Raw genomic sequence first — 18,946 nt, 5'->3', positions numbered from 1 at the left:
TCGACACTATGGAGGCCCCTGCGGGGGCGGGAATCGGTTGGGCCGAACCTACGAATCGTTCTCGGCGGGCGACGGCGGCTCTTGCACGGAAGCCACAAAGGCATCCGCGATCATCTGTGCGGTTTCGTGCACCTGCCAGGACCGCGCGCCCAGAGCGCGCAGGGCTTCCCCGATGCCCTCGGCATCCGTCGGCTCCGGCGGTTCCCACGCCACGCGTCGAAGCAGCTCGGGCGTCAGCAGGTTCTCCGTCGGCATGCCGAGCTCGCTCGCTCGTTCTTCGACGATCGGGCGTGCGGCCTTCAACCGGAGATCCGCGGCCGGGTTGCGATCGGACCACGCGCGGGGAGGCGGCAGGGTGTCGCTCGGCACACGGTCGGGCGGGAGCACGGTGGCCGCGCGGCCGCGTTCGAAGGCCGCCCACCACCGGTCGAGCTCGGTACGGCTCGCCCGTCCGTTGAACTCCTTGATCGCGCTCAGTGCGCGTTTCGACTCGGGATCGGCGGCGATCGCGGCGACCAGCGAGCGATCCGGCACGAGGCGACCCGGCGAGACGTCCTGTGCGATCGCGAGCTCTTCGCGGGCTTCCCAGAGCTCCCGCGCGATCGCGAGCGTACGCCGGCCGCGCAGCGTGTGCAGACCGCTCAGCCGGCGCCACGGGTCGGTGCGCGGCGGTTTGGACGGGCGATCGAGCACCGCCTGGAACTCCTCCGCGGCGATTTCCGTCTTCCCCTGCTCGGCGAGTTCGGCGACCAGGATGTCGCGCACGTCGATGAGATGCAGCACATCCAGCGCGGCGTACTCGAGCCACCCCTGCGGCAGCGGGCGCGTCGACCAATCCGCCGCCGAGTGCGCCTTCGCGAGGGTGATTCCGAGCGTCTCCTCCACGATGGCGCCCAGGCCCACGCGCTCGTGGCCGAGGAGCCGCGAGGCCAGCTCGGTGTCGAAGATGCGCGGCGGTTCGAGGCCCAGTTCCCGGAGCGAGGGGAGATCCTGACTCGCGGCATGCAGGACCCATTCATCGGTCGCGAGGACGCCCTGGAGATCGTCGTAGCGAGACAGCGCGGGCGGATCGAGCAGGAAGACCCCCGCGCCGCGGCGGAAGATCTGGATCAGGTACGCACGCTGCGAGTACCGGAAACCGGACGCGCGCTCCACGTCCACGGCGAACGGACCTTCGCCATCGGCGAGAGCGATGACCGCATCCGCCAGCGTGTCGTCGTCGGCGATCACGGGGTACTCAGCCACGCCTTGTTCCTTTCGTCCGGATGCTGTCGATGTTCTCCGAGCCCGGCGGAAGACCCGCCAGCATGCCCAGAAGCTCGGCCCATGCCTCGACGTGAGCAGAGAAACGCCCGTCGGGGGACCACGATGCCCGCAATTCGATCTGGGCGCCGTCGCCTTCTCCGGCGAGCCCGCCGAACCCCTTGGACAGGGTCTTCGTCGCGGTCCCGGATGCGGAATGGTGCGGCGCATCGTGGGCTCGAAGCGCGTCGACCAGCCACGACCAGGCCACGTCCGCGACGAGCGGATCGATGCCGATGTCGGCGTCGAGAGGCGCTTGCGCGAAACAGACGACGCGCCAGGGACCGCCCCAGGGGTCGGGCTCGGTCGGGTCGTGCAGCAGGAGGAATCGGCCCGTTCCATACAGCGACTCGCCGTGCTCGGACTCGGGACGGATGTCGCCGGCCAGCGCGATCGCGTTCGGCGCCAGCCCGGTCGGCGCGCTGATCTGCCGCACGGCCAGGTCATCGCGAAAGACGACCTGGGCCACATCCGCCACGGCATCCTCGAACGAGGAGGGTGACGGGGCAGAGGGGTGGGCCACGGCGACAGACTAGGCTGGTTCGACCATGAACAACTTCAGGCGCGCCGCTTCACACAGTGCCTCTCCCGTTCTGCGCGGGGCTCTCGGCGGTGCACTTGTCGGACTCGCGGCAGCGACCGCGATGACGAGTGCGTTGCTCGGCGCCGTTGCGCTACGGGTGGCTCGCCGGGTCGTGACGCCCGCCGCACGACGCGCCGACACCCGCATCCTCGCGGTCGACCCGACTGCCCAGACCGTCACACTCGAGCGCACCCCCGACACCGAGCTGCCGGGCCGATACGGCTTGTTCACGACGGGTACCGAGGACTATATGAAGCTCGGCAGCGTGCTCGATTCGAACGAGCACAGCGTGAAGCGGAAGCTCCTCACGCACGTCGGTCTGGATTCCCAGCTCGCCGCCGAGGCCGCCTTCAGCGGCTGGTACTACGACCGTCCCGAGCAGTTGCACCTCCCGTTCTCCTCGCAGCTCATCGGCTCGGCCGTGGGCCCTTGCCCCGCCTGGCTGTTCCCGGCCGAGGAAGCCACCGACCTCTGGTGCATCCAGGTGCATGGGCGGGGAACGACCCGCGCCGAGTGCCTCCGTGCCGTCCCCCTCATGCACGGTCTCGGAATCACGACCCTGGTCGTGTCGTACCGTAACGACGGCGAGGCTCCGCGAAGCCGCACGGGAACGTACGGACTCGGTGCGACCGAGTGGCGTGACGTCGACGCCGCGATCGGTTTCGCCCGCCGTCAGGGAGCACGCCGCGTCGTGTTGATGGGCTGGTCGATGGGCGGCGCGATCGCGCTGCAGCTGGCCCTGAGCTCGGCGCACCGCGACATGATCGCCGGCATCGTGCTCGACTCACCGGTTGTGGATTGGCGCGTCGTGCTGGACTACCAGGCGCAGGCCATGAAGCTGCCGCACGCCGTCACCTCGGTCGCCTACGCGGCGCTCGAGTCCGAGTGGGGAACCGCCTTCACCCGCACGGGCCACCCCATCCCGTTCGAGCGCCTCGATGTCGTCGCGCGGGCCAAGGAGCTGCGGGACCCCATCCTGATCCTGCACAGCGACGACGACGGCTTCGTGCCCTCCGACGCATCGCACGCGCTGGCCGACGCACGTCCCGATCTCGTCGAACTCGACGTCTTCGAGGTCGCACGGCACACGAAGCTCTGGAATTACGACGAGAAGCGGTGGAGCGACAGCATCCGGAACTGGATGCGGCGCCACGAGCTCACGGTCGAGGGCGCAGCCTCAGATAGCTGAACCCCGCGTCGTCTACGAGCAGGGCCCGTGGCTCTGCCGCGATGTCGTGCTGCACGTGCAGGAACGGTGCCGGTGACGCGCCGATCCGCGGCGCGACCGTGACGCAGTACTCGTCGATCGCTCCCGCCGCGGCGAACTGCGATGCCAGCCCGGGTCCGCCTTCGCAGACCACTCGGGTCCACCCGCGATCGGCAAGTGACGCCACGATCGCTTCCGGGGTCAGGTCGCCATCGCCGGCGATCGGCAGCACCTCGATGGCCGACTCGGCAACGGTCGCGCGCACCGCTTCGGCACGGTCGGCCGGGCACAACACGACGACACGTCCCGCATCCTCCGCCTCGATCCGAAGACCGTCGAGCCGGCCGGATGCGGTCACGATCGCGAGACGCGTGCGGCGCGGCACGATGTACTTCTCTGCGCGCACGGTCTGCGCACCCACGACCACGACGTCGGATGATGCCCGGATGATGCCGAGGACCGTGCGGTCGAGCGGGCTGGTGAGCGTGTCGCTCGTTCCGTCCGAACCCGTCGCGCCGCCGGTGAGCGAGGTCACCATGTTGAGGCGCACGAACGGGCCCGCCGGCGGTGCGTACGCAGCCTCGAGCCATGCCCGGCCCGCGTCGGTTCCGGCATCGACCGTCTCGACGGGGCCCGGGATCATGCGAGTGATCAGCATCCGGAACTCAGGACCCGATCTTCGCGCGGACCTGCCGCTTGGCGCGCAGGAGCATGCCGGTCATGCCCGCTATCCGCAGCGGCGACACGGCCCGGGTGAGACCGATGCTCTGCGGGTAATCATCGGGCACCGCGAGAACCTCGTCGGCGGTGAGCCCGGTCAGACCCTGCACCAGGATGCTCGCGAACCCGCGGGTCGTCGGGGCTTCGGCCGGTGCCGTCGCGTGCATCGCCACGATTCCGTCCGGCGACACGTCGACCACGATATACACGGGGGACTGGCACTCCGCGACCCGCTCGCACAGCTCGGGGTGCCCGTCGTACTGCGCCGGGACGGGCGGAAGCTCCTGCGAGAACTCCAGCAGGAGCTGAAGCCGCTCGGCTTCGGGGAGCGCGAGGAAATCCTCGCGGATCTCGGCGAGGGCCTCGGGCAGTGCGGTGTCGCTCATCCCGGCCATCCTTTCACGAGGAGACCGCGCGAGGGCGGGCGCTCGGCCCGCGCCCACCCTCGCGACATGGGCCGTCGATCAGCTGCCGGGGACTGCGCCCGGCTCGGCGCCCGTGACGATTGGCACGCGCACCGCGCTGCCCCACTCCGTCCAGGATCCGTCGTAGTTGCGTACGTCGTCGAAACCGAGGAGGTGCTTCAGCACGAACCAGGTGTGGCTGGAGCGCTCACCGATGCGGCAGTACGCGACGACCGAGTCGCCATCGCGGAGACCGGCATCGCCGCGGTAGATCGCATCGAGCTCCTCGCGGGGCTTGAATCCGCCGTCGGCGCCGACGGCACGCGCCCACGGCACGCTCTGCGCGGAGGGGATGTGGCCGGCGCGGAGCGCGCCCTCTTCGGGGTAGGCGGGGGCCGTGGTGCGCTCTCCGCTGTACTCCTCGGGGGAGCGCACGTCGATGAGCGGATTGCCGAGGTGCGCGAGCACGTCTTCCTTGTATGCGCGGAGCACGCTGTCGTCGCGTTCGACGACCGGGTAATCGGTCGGCGTGGGAGCCGACGCCTCCGTCGTGATGGGGCGCTCCTCCGCGATCCATCGGTCTCGACCGCCGTCCAGAAGACGCACGTCCTCGTGGCCGAACAGGGAGAACACCCAGAACGCGTAGGCGGCCCACCAGTTGTTCTTGTCGCCGTAGATGACCACGGTGTCGTCGCGGGAGATGCCCTTCCGGCTCAGCAACTCCGCGAAGCCCGCGCCGTCGACGTAGTCGCGGACGACGGGGTCGTTGAGCTCGGTGTGCCAGTCGACCTTGACGGCGCCCGGGATGTGGCCGGTCTCGTAGAGGAGCACGTCCTCATCCGATTCGACGACGACCAGGCCCGGCGAGCCGAGCCGCTCCTGCAGCCAGTCCGCCGTCACGAGACGTTCCGGGTGGGCGTAGGCGGCGAACTTGTCGGACGTGGTGTCGGGTTCGACGGGCACGATTGCTCCTCGCGATCAGGGCGTACGGGACACGGCGTAGTGTGGTAGCCGTCTGCATCGACCCTAGATACCTCGGGTGGGAGACGCATCCGCATCCGTAAACAGGGGACACAGGACGCCCGCATGACCGCTACCGTGACGCCCACCGGCATCGTTCACCTCGTCGACCGGACCCCGCAGGTCTCGGGCACCGACATGGTCGCCGCACTCGTACCGCCCCCGCAGTTCGCCGACGCGACGTTCGAGTCGTATCGCGCCGATGACGCGCACCCGTCGCAGCAGGAGGCGAAGGACGCGCTGGTCGCCTTTTCCGGCGGATTCGTCGAATCCGGCGCGAAGCGCGGTCTGTTCCGCCGCGCACCGAAGGCTCCTGACCGCAAGCCCGGGATGTACCTCGACGGAGGGTTCGGCGTCGGCAAGACCCACCTGCTCGCGGCGATCTATCACGCCATGCCCGCACGCCGGAAGTACTTCGGCTCGTTCATCGAGTACACCGCTCTCGTCGGTGCGCTCGGCTATCAGCAGACCGTGCAGCTCTTCCGCGGTGCGGATCTGTTGTGCATCGACGAGTTCGAGCTCGACGACCCGGGCGACACCATGGTGATGACCCGGCTGCTGGGTGAGCTCGTGGCCTCCGGTACGAAGCTCGCGGCGACCTCCAACACCCCGCCGAACGCGCTCGGCGAGGGCCGCTTCGCCGCGCAGGACTTCCTCCGCGAGATCAGCGCGATGTCTGCGAGCTTCGAGACGCTGCGCATCGACGGCGTCGACTTCCGCCAGCGTGCCGTCGACGGGCACGCCGTCGTCCTCACCGCCGAGGAGTACGAGTCCCGCGTGGCTGCGGCGGCGGAATCCGGAATCGCCTCCGACGACGCCTTCGCCGACCTCGTCGCACACCTCGCCTCCGTGCACCCGTCGCGATACATCCGGCTCATCGACGGTCTCGCCGAAATCGGACTCCGCGACGTCACGGTGCTCACCGACCAGTCGGCCGCCCTCCGATTCGTCGCGTTCGTCGACCGGGCCTACGACGCGCAGATTCCCGTGCGGGCGACCGGCGCACCGCTCGACACGGTGTTCGGCGAAGAGATGCTTGGCGGGGGATACCGCAAGAAGTATCTGCGCGCGGTCTCTCGGCTGATCGCGCTGACGCACTCCTGAGCTCACGTGGACAGCGGAAATCTGGCGTGGGCGGTCGTCGCGACGGCGCTCGTGCTGCTCATGACGCCCGGGGTCGCGCTGTTCTATGGCGGGCTCGTTCGGGCCCGGAGCGTCATCAGCATGATGATGATGAGTTTCGGCGCGCTCGGGCTGATCGGCGTGCTCTGGATCCTGTTCGGATTCCAGATGAGCGCCGTCGACACGACGTGGGCGTTCGCGGGTAATCCGTTCGCCGATGTCGGCCTCGCCGGAGCCGACGACGACACCCTTGTTCGTGCGGCGTATAGCGCGACTTTCGCGATCATCGCGGTCGCGCTCATCTCGGGCGCCATCGCCGACCGGGCGAAGTTCGGCGCGTGGATGCTGTTCGCCGGCCTCTGGGCGACGCTGGTCTACTTCCCGGTGGCGGCGTGGGTGTGGGGCGGCGGGTGGATCATGGGTCTCGGCGAGCAGCTCGGCTACTCGGTCGACGTGATCGATTACGCGGGTGGTACCGCCGTGCACATCAACGCGGGTGCCGCCGCCTTCGCGCTGGCATTCGTGTTGGGAAAGCGCATCGGGTTCCGGAAAGGACTCGCGAAGCCGCACAACGTCCCCTTGGTGATGCTCGGCGCCGCGATCCTCTGGTTCGGGTGGTTCGGGTTCAACGCGGGCGCGCAGGGAGTCGAGGGGCTGCTCGGCACCGACGAGTCCGCGGTGGGACTCATCGTGGTCAACACGCTGGGCGCGACGGCCGCCGCGATCCTCGGGTGGATGGTCGTGGAGAAGCTGAAGGATGGCAAGGCCACCTCGGTGGGCGCCGCATCCGGTGCCGTGGCGGGACTGGTCGCGGTGACTCCGGCGTGCGCGTCGCTCACTCCCGGATGGGCGCTGCTTCTCGGCGCGCTCGCGGGAGCGATCTGCGCGATCGCCGTGGAGCTCAAGTGGGCGCTCGGCTTCGATGACTCGCTCGACGTCGTCGGGGTGCACCTCGTGGGCGGACTCGTCGGAACCCTCTTCCTCGGGTTCTTCGCCACCGGCACGGGGCTGTTCCTCGGTGGCGGCTACGAACAGCTCGTGCTGCAGTTCGTCGCGGCGTTCGGCGTGCTCGTCTACTCGTTCGTAGTCGCCTGGCTGCTCGGGTTCGCGATCGAGAAGACGATCGGTTTCCGCATCCGGAACGAGGACGAGGTCGCCGGCGTTGACACCGCGGTGCACGGCGAGCGGGGATACTCGCTGACCGACGCCGACTGAACGCCGCCGATAAGGTGTGATCATGTCGACCGTCGGACGGTTTCTGTCGCGCGTGGCGCGTGTGTTCGGGCGTCCGCGCACGGCTCACACACCCGCGAGCGACTCCGGTGCGACGGTGGAGATCGATCCGACCCGGGTCTCGCCGTTGACGCTCGCCTACGCACCTCGCCGGGACGCGCGGGCGGATGCGGGCGAGATCGTGTGGACCTGGGTTCCGTACGCCGAACGCGACGGCCGGGGGAAGGATCGCCCGGTGCTCGTGATCGCGGGGGAGTCCGACGACCGCGTGTACGCCGTGAAGCTCACGTCCCGCTCGCACGACGGCGACCGCGAGTACGTGCCGATCGGCGCGGGGGACTGGGACGCCCAGGGTCGCCCCTCCTGGGTCGATGTCGACCAGCTGTACAGCGTTCACCAGCGGGGTCTTCGTCGCCAGGGTGCGCCGCTGGACGCCCGTCGCTTCGCGGGTGTCGCCGAAGTGCTCGCGCGCCGCTACGGGTGGAAGCGGCGCTGACGGATCGCCACGCCCGGCACGAGCGGTGCGTGCGCCGCGTCACCCTGCACGAGCGGCGTGTGCGCCGCAACCCCCCGAGCGACCGCGCTGACGCAGTACCGTGAAGTGGTGACAGATACGCAGACCATGGTGCGCACCGAAGTCCAGGTGAACGGCGACAGCTACCTTCTGGCGCAGGGGCAAGACGTCGACGACCTTCGCCGCCAGATCGAGCAGGCGGCGCGCGCCGGCGCCACCTTCGTCGAGTTCATCGTGGTCGGCAACCGTGCCACATCCGTCCTGATCACCTCGCACACCCAGGTCGTCATCTCCTCTCAGGCCGTGCAGTTCGATGCGCGAGACAACGGCGACGGCGAGGAGCCGTTCGGCGGGTTCTTCGACTTCTGAGCCGCAGCCCCTACCGGGGCGGGCCCGGCACTGATTCACCTGAAGCGCCGTCACGAGCGGCCGACCAGAAAGTTCGGATGGGAAAGTTCACCTACGACACCCAGATCAGCGCGACCTTCGACGATCGTCTGCTGGCGCATCTGCAGATCGTCATCGGTACGAAGCTCCGGCGATCCGAGCCGTTCTACTTCACATGGCGCGACGACGCCAGCGTCGGCTCCGGGCGCACAGCGGTCTGGATGCACGCCGGGGCGACGATGACGTTCAAGTTCCACGGCAGCCGCCAGCCGAAGATCAACCGGGCGTGGATCGAAGCGCTGACCGCGACGGCTGACTCGCCGCGGGGACTGTACGTCGTGAGCGAGCCGCAGTCCGTGGAGGCGGAGCAGGCACGCGTGCTCCTCGGTTAGCGCGGCTCGGTCCGTCTTCCCCGGGAAGCTGTCGGGGCGCCTGTTTCTTGGCGCGGCGCGTGAAGTGTCTGGCGCCGCGGCAGGTTTGTGCCGCCCCGGCGGGTTTGGGGTGCCCCGGCGGGTTTGGGGTGACCCGGCGGGTTTGGGGTGACCCGGCGGGTTTGGGGTGTGAGGGGTGCCACGAGGCTTTCGAGCGCCCGGAGCGAGGAGATCTGCCGGAGCGAGGTCCGCATCCGAGGTTCTGGTCCTCGCGTCGGCAGATCTCCTCGCTTCGGCCGTATATCCGACGGGATCAGCGCGCGACGCGAGTTGCGGATGCGGACGGAATGCGAAAGGCCCGGATCGCGCGTGTTCTGCGCGATCCGGGCCTCTTCTGGTGGGCGATGCCGGACTCGAACCGACGACCTCTTCCGTGTGAAGGAAGCGCGCTACCAACTGCGCCAATCGCCCATCGGCCACGTGGGCCGGTAACCGAGCATACCGGATGCGGACAGCGGTGCCGTGCACGTGCGGGGACCGCGGTGAGACACGCGCGGGGCGATTCTGGTTTTGCGTCGGTCTGGGATTGGGCTAATGTAATGCGAGTGCCCGAGCGATCGGAAAGCACGCGGATGTAGCGCAGTTGGTAGCGCACAACCTTGCCAAGGTTGGGGTCGCGAGTTCGAGTCTCGTCATCCGCTCGAGTGCGGGGGTTCTCTCTAGAGAGAATCACGACACGTGGGTCGAACCACATGGTGGCGTGGCCGAGCGGCTAGGCACCGGCCTGCAAAGCCGTTTACACGGGTTCGAATCCCGTCGCCACCTCCACTCCACAATAGAACAGCCTGTATAGGCGCGATTGGCGCAGCGGTAGCGCGCTTCCCTGACACGGAAGAGGTCACTGGTTCGATCCCAGTATCGCGCACCACCTAAAACCCCCGAGAGATCGGGGGTTTTTTGCTGTGCCCGTAAGACGCAGCTCGTTGGGGTGGGACGCGTGGGCGCATGGGTGGTGTCGAACCCGCCGTACTGCGATGTGAACGGCCTCGCACGGATGTCCTGCGCTGGCGCCTGCGCTCGGATGCTGATTCGACGACGATCCGGGCGTGTTGCTCCGCGCCGAACGTACGGTGAAGCTAGGGCCGAACCGAGCCGAGATCAGAGGGCTGCGCCTCCGCTCGTCGTTCGGCTCGGATAATGGAATCGTGGAGCCCTGGGAACTGCGCGAGTGGTACGCCGACTTCCTTGAGGCGTCCAACCGGCACGATCTCGACGCCATCCGCTGCTTCCTCGACGCAACCGTCCGACGCGCGCATCGGCCCGCGGGCGCGGATGCCTGGATCGACGATCTCGCCGAGCTCTTCGCCGCCTTCCCCGACTGGCGGTGGCGCCGCATCCAGCTGATCGTCGAAGAGGATCGGGTTGCCGCTCACCTGAGGGGGAGCGGAACCCACCTGGGCGCCTTCCGGGGGATCGCGCCCACCCGGAGGCATGCGAACGTCGCCGAGTTCGCGATGTACCGGGTGACGGCCGGCCGTATCACCGAGTTCTCCGGGTCCGACGCCTCGGAGCTCCTGGCTCAGTTGAGCGGATGATCCGCAGATGCCCGGCCCGGACGGCTACCGCGCGAGCGGTACGACGGCGAGCAGCACGACGAGGGGCGTCGCGAGCGCACCCCACAGGATGAAGCGCCGCCACGGCACTTCGATCCCGTCCGCGCTCAACCGCTGATGCCACAGCAGCGTCGCGAGTGATGCCCACGGGGTGATCAACGGTCCGGCGTTCACCCCCACCAGAAGCGCCGCGAGGCGTTCGGGTGCACCGGATGTGGCCGGCTCGAGCGCGAGATACGCCGGCAGGTTGTTCACCAGGTTCGCCCCGATGGCGCCCGCGCCGGCCACGCCCCAGAGCGAGAACAGATCGTCTCCGGAGCCCAGCCATCCGGCCACGACATCGAGCAGTCCGGACGATTCCGCGACGCCCGCGACGAGGAAGAGTCCGGAAGCGAAGACGAGCAGCGACCACGGCACGAGCGTGACGCGGATCGTCCGGGGCGAACGCCACACGAAGACGACGAGCAGAACAACCGCGGCCCCGGATGCGGGAATCCACGGCTCGACGCCCGACACGAGAAGTGGCATCATCACCCCGACCACGACGGCGGCCACCGTGAACAAGGGGCGGTCGGCGATTCGGGGGAGCGGCGCCGGATCGAAGGTGCCGCGCAGCCGGGTCCGGTACCGCAGCCACAGGATCACCACCGTCACCAGGATCGCCACCGCGGCCGGCGCGGCCATGATGCTGACGAATCCTGCCGTGCCCGCATCCGTCAGCCGCTCCGAGGCGAGCAGGTTCGTGAGGTTCGAGACGGGGAGCACGAGGGATGCGGTGTTCGCCAACCAGACCGTCGCGAACGCGAACGGCAGCGGCGGGAGCCCGTTGGCGCGAGCGACCGCGACGACGACCGGGGTGAGCAGGACCGCCGTCGTGTCGAGGGAGAGGAACGCCGTCGCCAGCACCGCCAGCAACACGACGAACAGCCACAGCACCATCGTGCGCCCGCGAGCCAGGCGTGCGAGCAGGCCCGCGACAACATCGAACACCCCCGCGCGTGCGGCTAGTTCCGCGACGACCGTGACGGCGACGACGAAGGCGAGGATCGGCCACACCCGGTCGGCGATCGTCGCAACTTCGCTCCACGGCATCGCGCCGACCAGCAGCGCGATGACGGCCACAGCGACGAGGCAGCATCCGACGATCGCCAGTTTCACTGGTCCATCATGCGGCCTGCGTGCCCGAACTCCCGCCGTTCACGTGACGCAATTTGTCGTCGACCCCGGCGTGTTGTGACACGTGAGCCGATCGCCTTTCCGCTCACGTGACGCAATGCGCGGGGCGGGGCGGCGGATTGCGACACGTGAGCGAATCCCCATCCCGCGCAGACGTGAGCCGATCCCGATCCCGCTCACGTGACGCAATGCGCGGGGCGGGGCGGCGGATTGCGACACGTGAGCCAGACCGGGGAGGCGACGAAGGCGGCACGGGCGACCGGTAGCCTGGAGAGGACCACCAGGAGTGTATTCGTGACTGATCTGACCCCCGCCGAGGTCGCGTACCCGGCCGACGGCTTCGCCCTCTTCTCCGACCGCTCGGTCGTCGCCCTGCGGGTGAACGGCGAGCTCAAAGACCTCGCGACGACCGTGACGGCCGATGATGCCGTCGAGCCCGTCGCGATCGATTCACCGGATGGCCTCAGCATCCTCCGCCACTCCGCCGCGCACGTGCTCGCGCAGGCGGTACAGCGCATCAAGCCGCAGACGAACCTCGGCATCGGCCCGCCGATCACCGACGGCTTCTACTACGACTTCGGCACCGACACGCCCTTCACCCCCGAAGACGTCAAAGCCATCAAGAAGGAGATGGAGCGCATCGTCCGCGAAGGGCAGCGCTTCGTCCGCCGCGTCGTCACCGACGAAGAGGCCACCGCCGAACTCGCCGACGAACCGTTCAAGCTCGAACTCATCGGCCTCAAGGGCGGCGCCGACAAGACCGACGGCGCCTCCGTCGAGGTCGGTGCGGGCGAGTTGACGATCTACGACAACGTCACCCGCGACGGCACCGTGGCGTGGCGTGACCTGTGCCGCGGACCGCATGTGCCGAGCACCCGCACGCTCGGCAACGGCTGGGATCTGCAGCGGATCGCGGGAGCCTACTGGCGCGGCAGCGAGAAGAACCCGCAGCTGCAGCGCATCTACGGCACGGCGTGGCCGACCAAGGACGAACTGCGTGCCTACCAGCAGCGTCTCGAGGAAGCCGGAAAGCGCGACCACCGCAAGCTCGGCAAGGAGCTCGATCTCTTCTCCTTCCCCGACGAGATCGGTTCGGGGCTCAGCGTCTGGCACCCCAAGGGCGGTGTCGTCCGCGGCGAGATGGAGCAGCATGCGCGGCGCCGGCACGTCGAGGGCGGGTACACCTACGTCTACACGCCGCACATCTCGAAGGAAGATCTCTTCCTCCAGTCGAACCACCTCGTCACCTACCGCGAGGGCATGTTTCCCCCGATCCGCATGGACGAGGAGTGGGACGCGGACGGCAACGTCACCAAGGCCGGTCAGGACTACTACCTGAAGCCGATGAACTGCCCGATGCACATCCTCATCTACAAGGAGCGGGCGCGCAGCTACCGCGACCTGCCGATGCGACTCGCCGAGAACGGCACGGTCTACCGCAACGAGCTCTCCGGCGCGCTCCACGGTCTCACTCGCGTGCGCGGCTTCACGCAGGACGATTCGCACCTGTTCGTCACCCCCGACCAGCTCGAGGCGGAGACGACTCGCGTGCTCGAGTTCGTGATCTCGATGCTCCGAGACTTCGGTCTCGAGGACTTCGAGCTCGAGCTCTCGATGCGCGACGACGAGAAGTCCAAGTGGATCGGCAGCGACGAGTTCTGGGACTACTCCACGAACGCGCTCCGGAACGTGGCGCATGCCAGCGGTCTGAAAGTGACCGAGGTTCCCGGCGAGGCGGCCTTCTACGGCCCCAAGATCGACCTCAAGACCAAGGACGCGATCGGCCGCACCTGGCAGCTCTCCACCGTCCAGGTGGACGTCAACCTTCCCGAGCGCTTCGAACTCGAGTACACGGGTCCGGATGGCGAGAAGCACCGCCCGATCATGATCCACCGTGCGCTCTTCGGCTCGATCGAGCGATTCTTCGCCATCCTGCTCGAGCACTACGCAGGCGCGTTCCCGGTGTGGCTGGCGCCCGTGCAGGTCGTCGCGATTCCCGTCGCGGCCGACTTCGGCGACTACCTCGACGAGATCGTGCAGCGTCTTCGCGCTCAGGGCGTGCGGGCCGAGGTCGATCACTCCGACGACCGGATGCAGAAGAAGATCCGCACGCACACCACCCAGAAGGTGCCGCTGCAGTTGATCGCGGGCGAGCAGGACCGCTCCGGCGGGACGGTCTCGTTCCGGTTCCGCGACGGCACGCAGACCAACGGCATCCCGGTCGAGGATGCCATCGAACGCATCCTCGGGGCGATCGCTCAGAAGACTCTCGTCAACACCGCGGAGGACCTCGCGTGACGACCGATTCCGGTGACTCGGATGCGGTGCTGGCCGCCGCATCCGAGTTCGCCGGAGTACCCGACGAGTTCCAGCGGCTCTGGACGCCGCACCGGATGGCGTACATCCAAGCGGGCCCGCAGCCACTGGTCGAGGAGTGCCCGTTCTGCGCCGCACCGGAGAATACCGACGAAGACGCGCTGATCGTGCACCGCGGCGAACATGCCTACGTGCTGCTGAATCTCTTCCCCTACAACTCCGGTCATCTGCTCGTCTGCCCGTACCGGCACATTCCGACCTACGACGAGGCGACCCCGGCGGAGGTCGCCGAGATCGGCGCGCTCACCCAGACAGCCATGCGCGTACTGCGCACCGTGTCGCGTTGCGACGGCTTCAACATCGGCATGAATCAGGGCGCCGTCGCCGGCGCGGGAGTCGCCGGACACCTGCACCAGCACGTCGTACCCCGCTGGGCGACGGACGCGAACTTCTTCCCGATCATCGCCAAGACGAAGGCATTGCCGCAGCTCCTGGGCGACGTGCGCATCGCGGTGGCAGACGCCTGGTCCGCACACTGAGCCGTCGCTCCGCAAGGGCCGTTCGGCCGCGCACCGCCGTCGTAGCGTGGCAGGACCGAACGATGGCCCAGGGGGACACCATGACCGCTCGACACACCCGCATCGCGATCCCGCTCGCGCTGACCTCTCTCCTTCTGCTCAGCGGATGCTCGCTCCTTCCCGCCGCCGCCCCCGATGCGCAGGCCTCGCCGAGTTCCACGCCCACGCCGTCTGCGTCATCGAGCACGGACAGCGGCGCGGGCGACGTGAGCGATGCGCTCGCGGAACGAGACGAATTCTTCGCCGCTCAGCAGCAGCTACCCGGCGAGAGCACGCTCGTGGCACGCACCGAGGCGCAGAAAGAACTCGTCGCCAACCAACGTGCGTACGTCGAGTCGCAGGGTGTCACCTGGTCGACCGAACTCGAGAGCATCACGCTCGCGCTGGGTCTCGACGCGTGCGAGACGTCGATACTCAACTCGCACACGGTCGACGTGAACACCTTCCAGTCGCACGTCGCGACGTCTCCGCTGATCTCCGCCCTCGCCGGCGAGGATGCGGCAGCTCAGGCCGGTGTCGTCAGCATCATGATCTACGGCACCGGGTTCCTCTGCCCCGACGACGCGCCCCAGTGGCAGGCCGCCGCCGGCGAAGCCGGCTTCTGACCGACGGATGCCGCGTCAGCGCACCTGACGCACGGTGAACTGCATGCGCGGGTGAGCGTAGAACTCCTGCGACTCGATCAGCTGCAGCTCGCGTTCTCCGGACTCGTGCGTCTTCGCGAGCAGGTCGTAGACGCTCGACGTGGTGCGGGCGAGCGCATCCGCAGCATCGCCCGTCGAGCCGTAGTGCGCGGTGAACAGGGCGGCCGTCACGTCGCCGGAGCCGTTCGCCTTCATCGGCAGGAGTGGTGTCTGCACGATCCACGCGCCGCGGTCGTCGACGACCATCATCTCGATCGTGCCGTCCTCCCGGTCCGGGCGCTCGACGCTCGTCACGAGCACCGTGCGAGGGCCCATCGCCCGGGCGAGGTCGGCGGACGCGAGGGTCTCCTCGATCGTGGCCGGCGAGGTGCCGGTGAGGAATCCGAGCTCGAACTGGTTCGGGGTGATGATGTCGGCCACCGGAACCACGCGTTCGCGGAGCAGTTCGGGGATGGCCGGTGCGACGAAGCATCCGGACTTCGCGTTGCCCATCACGGGATCGCACGCGTAGATCGCCGACGGGTTCGCCGCCTTGACCCGCGCGACGGCGTCGATGATCACGTCGCCGATTCCGGCGCCGCCCTGATAGCCCGACAGCACCGCGTCGATCTCGCCGAAGACACCGCGCTCCTCAATGCCGAGGAGCACCGCGGCGACGTCCTCGGGGGCGATCAGTGGTCCGCGCCAGGCGCCGTACCCGGTGTGGTTGGAGAAGTTCACCGTGTACACGGGCAGCACCTCGACTCCGATGCGCTGCAGGGGGAACACGGCTGCCGAGTTGCCGACGTGGCCGTACGCCACCGCCGACTGGATCGAGAGGATCTTCACCCGTCGATCATCCCACTTCCGCGGCGGTCGCCTCCCCGACGGCGATCGCGAGATCGGCGGCCAGGCGTTCCGCATCCGCGTCATCCAGGTCGTGCACGGTGAGGCGCAGACGTCTGCTCGCGGCAGGATCCGACAGCACGAACTCGTCACCGGTGCGGGCGAGCCACCCTCGGCGCATCAGCCGCGCCGAAACCGCGCGCGCGGCAACGGGCAGCTCCACCCACAGGTTCAGGCCGTCGCCGACCGACGCCGGCACGCCCTGTGCGACGAGAAGCCGGGCGAAGGCCGCGTTGCGTGCGGCGTAGTGCGCAGCGGCCTCGGACACCGTGCGCGTCGCGTCGGCGTCCGTCGCCAGGGCGTGCACGAGCCGCTGCAGAAGGTGGCTGACCCACGTGGTGCCCGGGCTCAACCGCATGGCGAGTCGCCCCGCCGTATCGGGATCGGATGCCGTCACCGCCAGGCACATGTCGGGTCCGAAGAACTTCGACACCGACCGCACGAGCGCCCAGCGTTCATGGTCGGCGCCGATGATCGAGTGGAACGGCTGCGACGACAGCAGGGAGAAGTGATCGTCTTCGATGATGAGGACGTACGGGTAGTCCGCCAGCGCGGCTCGCAACTGCGCCGCGCGCTCCGCCGTCAGGCTCGCACCGGTCGGGTTCTGCGCGCGCGGTGTGCAGACGATCGCCCGGACGCCGGCCTCGAGCGCCGCCTGCACCCCGGCGACCGTCATGCCCTGGTCATCGACCGGCACCGCCACCGCGCGGTACCCCCCGAGCCGGACGGTCTGGATGCTGGCGAGGAAGCACGGGTCTTCGAGCGCGACGGGATCATCGCGGGTGAGAGCCTGCGCGAGAAGCCGCTCGACGGCGTCGACGGCGCCGCTCGTGATCGTGAGGCGCATCCGATCCGCGGGGGCGAGACCCGCGCGCATCCACTCCGTCGCCCACGCCTCGAGCCCGCGGTCGATGACGGGTTCGCCGTACAGCACCGGTCGACCGACGACGCCGGCGAGCGCGGCGGATGCGTCGGGGATGCGCGCCGGATCCGGGTTGCCGGTACCGATGTCGCGCAGCACCGTGCCGGTTGCGAAGCCCTCCTGGGCGACGGGGGAGCGCGGCGCGATCAGGGTGCCGCCGCGGCCGCGGGTCACGACGATGCCAGCCGCGGCGAGTTGGCGGTACGCCGAGACGATCGTGTTCCGGTTGACGTGCAGGGTGTCGGCGAGCGTGCGCACGGGCGGGAGGGAGTCGCCGGATCCGAACGCGCCGCGTTCGACGAGATCCCGGATGCTGTCGGCGATCTCGGCGGCGGAATCGCCCCGGATGCGGCTCGTTCCCTCGGTCGTCGTCACACGCGGAGTCTACGTGCCAGACATGCTACCTTTTGGCCTAGGTCAATCGAGCCCGTCGATCGACCGCGTTTCGGCAGAAGGATTCGACCATGACTACAGGCGACACCGGCTCAACGCGCGTCAAGCGTGGACTCGCAGAGATGCTGAAGGGCGGCGTCATCATGGACGTCGTGACCGCCGAACAGGCGCGCATCGCCGAGGACGCCGGCGCGGTCGCCGTGATGGCGCTCGAGCGGGTGCCCGCCGACATCCGGGCACAGGGCGGTGTCTCGCGGATGAGCGACCCGGACATGATCGACAGCATCATCGAGACGGTGTCGATTCCGGTGATGGCCAAGGCGCGGATCGGACACTTCGTGGAGGCCCAGATCCTGCAGGAGCTCGGTGTCGACTACATCGACGAATCCGAAGTGCTGTCGCCGGCCGACTACGTCAACCACATCGACAAGTGGAAGTTCACCGTTCCCTTCGTGTGCGGCGCGACGAATCTCGGCGAAGCGCTGCGTCGCATCAACGAGGGCGCGGCCATGATCCGGTCCAAGGGTGAAGCCGGTACCGGTGACGTGTCGGAGGCGATGAAGCACATCCGCAAGATCCGGAGCGAGATCAACGTGCTGCGTTCGATGTCGAAGGACGAGCTGTACGTCGCCGCCAAAGAACTGCAGGCGCCCTACGAACTCGTCGCGGAGATCGCCGAAACCGGCACGCTGCCCGTGGTCATGTTCGTGGCCGGCGGCGTCGCGACGCCCGCCGATGCCGCGCTGATGATGCAGCTGGGTGCGGACGGCGTCTTCGTCGGATCGGGCATCTTCAAGTCCGGCAACCCCGCCGAGCGCGCCGCTGCGATCGTTAAGGCGACGACGTTCTTCGACGACCCGAAGGTCGTCGCCGAGGTGTCGCGCGGACTGGGTGAGGCCATGGTCGGCATCAACGTGAGCGACCTGCCCGCACCGCACCGGCTCGCCGAGCGTGGCTGGTAAGCCGCCCCGCGTCGGAGTCCTCGCCCTGCAGGGTGACGTCCGCGAGCACGTGAACGTGCTGGAATCGCTCGGCGCGGAGGCCGTCCGCATCCGCCGTCCCGACGAGCTCCGCACGGTGGACGGGCTGATCATCCCCGGCGGCGAGTCCAGCGTGATCGACAAGCTCGCCCGCAGCTTCGGGATGGCGGAGCCCGTCCGCGCGGCGATCGCCGACGGTCTCCCCGTCTACGGGACGTGTGCCGGACTCATCATGCTCGCGGACTCCATCGCCGACGGCATCGAGGGGCAGCAGAGCTTCGGCGGCCTCGACGTCGTCGTGCGACGAAACGCCTTCGGCGCCCAGGTGGAGTCCTTCGAGACAGACCTGGACGTGCCGGAGCTCGGCGATCCTCCGGTGCACGCCGTCTTCATCCGTGCTCCGCTCGTGGAGAGCGTGGGACCGGCGGCACGCGGGCTGGCCTCGCTGGCGGATGGCCGCGTGGTCGCGGTGGCACAGGGCAACGTGCTCGGCACGGCCTTCCATCCGGAGGTCACGGGAGAGACGCGCTTCCACGAACGCCTGCTCGAGATGGTCCGCGCGCGACTGAACTAGAA

At 68.7% G+C, this 18,946-nt stretch carries 20 protein-coding genes and 4 tRNA genes; 15 read left to right on the top strand and 9 right to left on the bottom strand.

Translation table 11 applies throughout. The features are described 5' to 3' along the window. Positions 1 to 48: 48 nt before the first annotated feature. Both LQ938_RS07855 and LQ938_RS07850 read right to left on the bottom strand, forming a co-directional pair. A complete protein-coding gene (locus LQ938_RS07855; protein ID WP_223721169.1) occupies positions 49 to 1,245 on the bottom strand; it encodes an HRDC domain-containing protein in 1,197 nt (398 codons plus the stop codon). Next, positions 1,238 to 1,825: a DUF3000 domain-containing protein gene (locus LQ938_RS07850; protein WP_223721170.1), complete on the bottom strand. Its 588-nt coding sequence runs from the start codon at positions 1,823 to 1,825 to the stop codon at positions 1,238 to 1,240. Before LQ938_RS07850 ends, LQ938_RS07855 begins: the two co-directional genes overlap by 8 nt. Before the next feature lie 25 nt (positions 1,826 to 1,850). Here LQ938_RS07850 and LQ938_RS07845 point away from each other — a divergent pair, with 25 nt between their 5' ends. Beyond that, complete coding sequence (locus LQ938_RS07845) at positions 1,851 to 3,074, top strand: alpha/beta hydrolase family protein (RefSeq protein ID WP_223721171.1); 1,224 nt, start codon at positions 1,851 to 1,853, stop codon at positions 3,072 to 3,074. Here LQ938_RS07845 and LQ938_RS07840 read toward each other — a convergent pair. From LQ938_RS07840 to LQ938_RS07830, 3 genes are all read right to left on the bottom strand, one after another. Continuing rightward, positions 3,043 to 3,735, bottom strand: a complete 693-nt coding sequence (locus LQ938_RS07840; RefSeq protein WP_231341307.1) for a dihydrofolate reductase family protein — start codon at positions 3,733 to 3,735, stop codon at positions 3,043 to 3,045. The two genes, LQ938_RS07845 and LQ938_RS07840, sit on opposite strands and share 32 nt — an antisense overlap. Before the next feature lie 22 nt (positions 3,736 to 3,757). Then, a complete protein-coding gene (locus LQ938_RS07835) occupies positions 3,758 to 4,198 on the bottom strand; it encodes a SufE family protein (protein ID WP_223721173.1) in 441 nt (146 codons plus the stop codon). A 78-nt stretch (positions 4,199 to 4,276) separates the two neighbouring features. Then, on the bottom strand, positions 4,277 to 5,179 hold the full coding sequence (locus LQ938_RS07830; RefSeq protein ID WP_223721174.1) for a sulfurtransferase: 903 nt from the start codon (positions 5,177 to 5,179) through the stop codon (positions 4,277 to 4,279). A 123-nt stretch (positions 5,180 to 5,302) separates the two neighbouring features. Here LQ938_RS07830 and zapE point away from each other — a divergent pair, with 123 nt between their 5' ends. The 5 genes from zapE (at position 5,303) to LQ938_RS07805 (ending at position 8,884) form a co-directional block, all read left to right on the top strand. After that, positions 5,303 to 6,340, top strand: coding sequence for a cell division protein ZapE (gene zapE, locus LQ938_RS07825; RefSeq protein WP_223721175.1), 1,038 nt, complete (start codon positions 5,303 to 5,305; stop codon positions 6,338 to 6,340). A gap of 6 nt (positions 6,341 to 6,346) precedes the next feature. After that, positions 6,347 to 7,573 carry an ammonium transporter gene (locus tag LQ938_RS07820; RefSeq protein ID WP_223721176.1) on the top strand — a complete coding sequence of 409 codons (1,227 nt, stop codon included), beginning with the start codon at positions 6,347 to 6,349 and terminating at the stop codon, positions 7,571 to 7,573. 22 nt (positions 7,574 to 7,595) lie between these two features. After that, positions 7,596 to 8,087, top strand: coding sequence for a type II toxin-antitoxin system PemK/MazF family toxin (locus LQ938_RS07815; protein WP_223721177.1), 492 nt, complete (start codon positions 7,596 to 7,598; stop codon positions 8,085 to 8,087). A gap of 108 nt (positions 8,088 to 8,195) precedes the next feature. Continuing rightward, entirely contained in the window at positions 8,196 to 8,474 is a 279-nt protein-coding gene (locus tag LQ938_RS07810; RefSeq protein ID WP_223721178.1) for a hypothetical protein, read from the top strand. A gap of 77 nt (positions 8,475 to 8,551) precedes the next feature. Continuing rightward, positions 8,552 to 8,884: a DUF7882 family protein gene (locus tag LQ938_RS07805; protein ID WP_223721179.1), complete on the top strand. Its 333-nt coding sequence runs from the start codon at positions 8,552 to 8,554 to the stop codon at positions 8,882 to 8,884. A gap of 374 nt (positions 8,885 to 9,258) precedes the next feature. Here LQ938_RS07805 and LQ938_RS07800 read toward each other — a convergent pair. After that, a tRNA-Val gene (locus tag LQ938_RS07800) sits at positions 9,259 to 9,334 on the bottom strand. A gap of 157 nt (positions 9,335 to 9,491) precedes the next feature. On the opposite strand from LQ938_RS07800, the gene LQ938_RS07795 reads away from it, so the two are divergent. The 4 genes from LQ938_RS07795 (at position 9,492) to LQ938_RS07780 (ending at position 10,458) form a co-directional block, all read left to right on the top strand. Next, positions 9,492 to 9,564: transfer RNA gene (locus LQ938_RS07795), tRNA-Gly, on the top strand. Positions 9,565 to 9,617: 53 nt separating this feature from the next. Next, positions 9,618 to 9,691 (top strand) — tRNA-Cys (locus LQ938_RS07790). Between the two features lie 25 nt (positions 9,692 to 9,716). Continuing rightward, a tRNA-Val gene (locus tag LQ938_RS07785) sits at positions 9,717 to 9,791 on the top strand. Between the two features lie 277 nt (positions 9,792 to 10,068). Then, positions 10,069 to 10,458, top strand: a complete 390-nt coding sequence (locus LQ938_RS07780) for an ester cyclase (RefSeq protein WP_223721180.1) — start codon at positions 10,069 to 10,071, stop codon at positions 10,456 to 10,458. A 24-nt stretch (positions 10,459 to 10,482) separates the two neighbouring features. On the opposite strand, the gene LQ938_RS07775 is transcribed toward LQ938_RS07780, so the two are convergent. Beyond that, positions 10,483 to 11,634 carry an SLC13 family permease gene (locus tag LQ938_RS07775; protein ID WP_223721181.1) on the bottom strand — a complete coding sequence of 384 codons (1,152 nt, stop codon included), beginning with the start codon at positions 11,632 to 11,634 and terminating at the stop codon, positions 10,483 to 10,485. 312 nt (positions 11,635 to 11,946) lie between these two features. On the opposite strand from LQ938_RS07775, the gene thrS reads away from it, so the two are divergent. From thrS to LQ938_RS07760, 3 genes are all read left to right on the top strand, one after another. Next, a complete protein-coding gene (gene thrS, locus LQ938_RS07770; RefSeq protein WP_223721182.1) occupies positions 11,947 to 13,950 on the top strand; it encodes a threonine--tRNA ligase in 2,004 nt (667 codons plus the stop codon). After that, entirely contained in the window at positions 13,947 to 14,507 is a 561-nt protein-coding gene (locus tag LQ938_RS07765) for an HIT family protein (protein WP_223721183.1), read from the top strand. The genes thrS and LQ938_RS07765 overlap by 4 nt, the downstream gene beginning before the upstream one ends. Before the next feature lie 80 nt (positions 14,508 to 14,587). Further along, a complete protein-coding gene (locus tag LQ938_RS07760; protein WP_223721184.1) occupies positions 14,588 to 15,151 on the top strand; it encodes a hypothetical protein in 564 nt (187 codons plus the stop codon). Between the two features lie 15 nt (positions 15,152 to 15,166). Here LQ938_RS07760 and pdxY read toward each other — a convergent pair whose 3' ends face one another. Then, positions 15,167 to 16,018 (bottom strand): pyridoxal kinase PdxY, encoded by an 852-nt coding sequence (gene pdxY / locus LQ938_RS07755; protein ID WP_223721185.1) that lies wholly within the window; start codon positions 16,016 to 16,018, stop codon positions 15,167 to 15,169. A gap of 7 nt (positions 16,019 to 16,025) precedes the next feature. Further along, complete coding sequence (locus LQ938_RS07750) at positions 16,026 to 17,372, bottom strand: aminotransferase class I/II-fold pyridoxal phosphate-dependent enzyme (protein ID WP_223721186.1); 1,347 nt, start codon at positions 17,370 to 17,372, stop codon at positions 16,026 to 16,028. Between the two features lie 89 nt (positions 17,373 to 17,461). Here LQ938_RS07750 and pdxS point away from each other — a divergent pair, with 89 nt between their 5' ends. Together pdxS and pdxT are read left to right on the top strand one after the other, a co-directional pair. Continuing rightward, positions 17,462 to 18,352, top strand: a complete 891-nt coding sequence (gene pdxS, locus LQ938_RS07745; protein ID WP_223721187.1) for a pyridoxal 5'-phosphate synthase lyase subunit PdxS — start codon at positions 17,462 to 17,464, stop codon at positions 18,350 to 18,352. Beyond that, positions 18,342 to 18,944: a pyridoxal 5'-phosphate synthase glutaminase subunit PdxT gene (gene pdxT / locus LQ938_RS07740; protein WP_223721188.1), complete on the top strand. Its 603-nt coding sequence runs from the start codon at positions 18,342 to 18,344 to the stop codon at positions 18,942 to 18,944. Before pdxS ends, pdxT begins: the two co-directional genes overlap by 11 nt. Positions 18,945 to 18,946 lie beyond the last annotated feature (2 nt).

The organism is Microbacterium sp. cx-55 (genome assembly GCF_021117345.1).
Lineage (GTDB): Bacteria > Actinomycetota > Actinomycetes > Actinomycetales > Microbacteriaceae > Microbacterium.
This window is presented reverse-complemented; position numbering and strand designations above follow the sequence as displayed.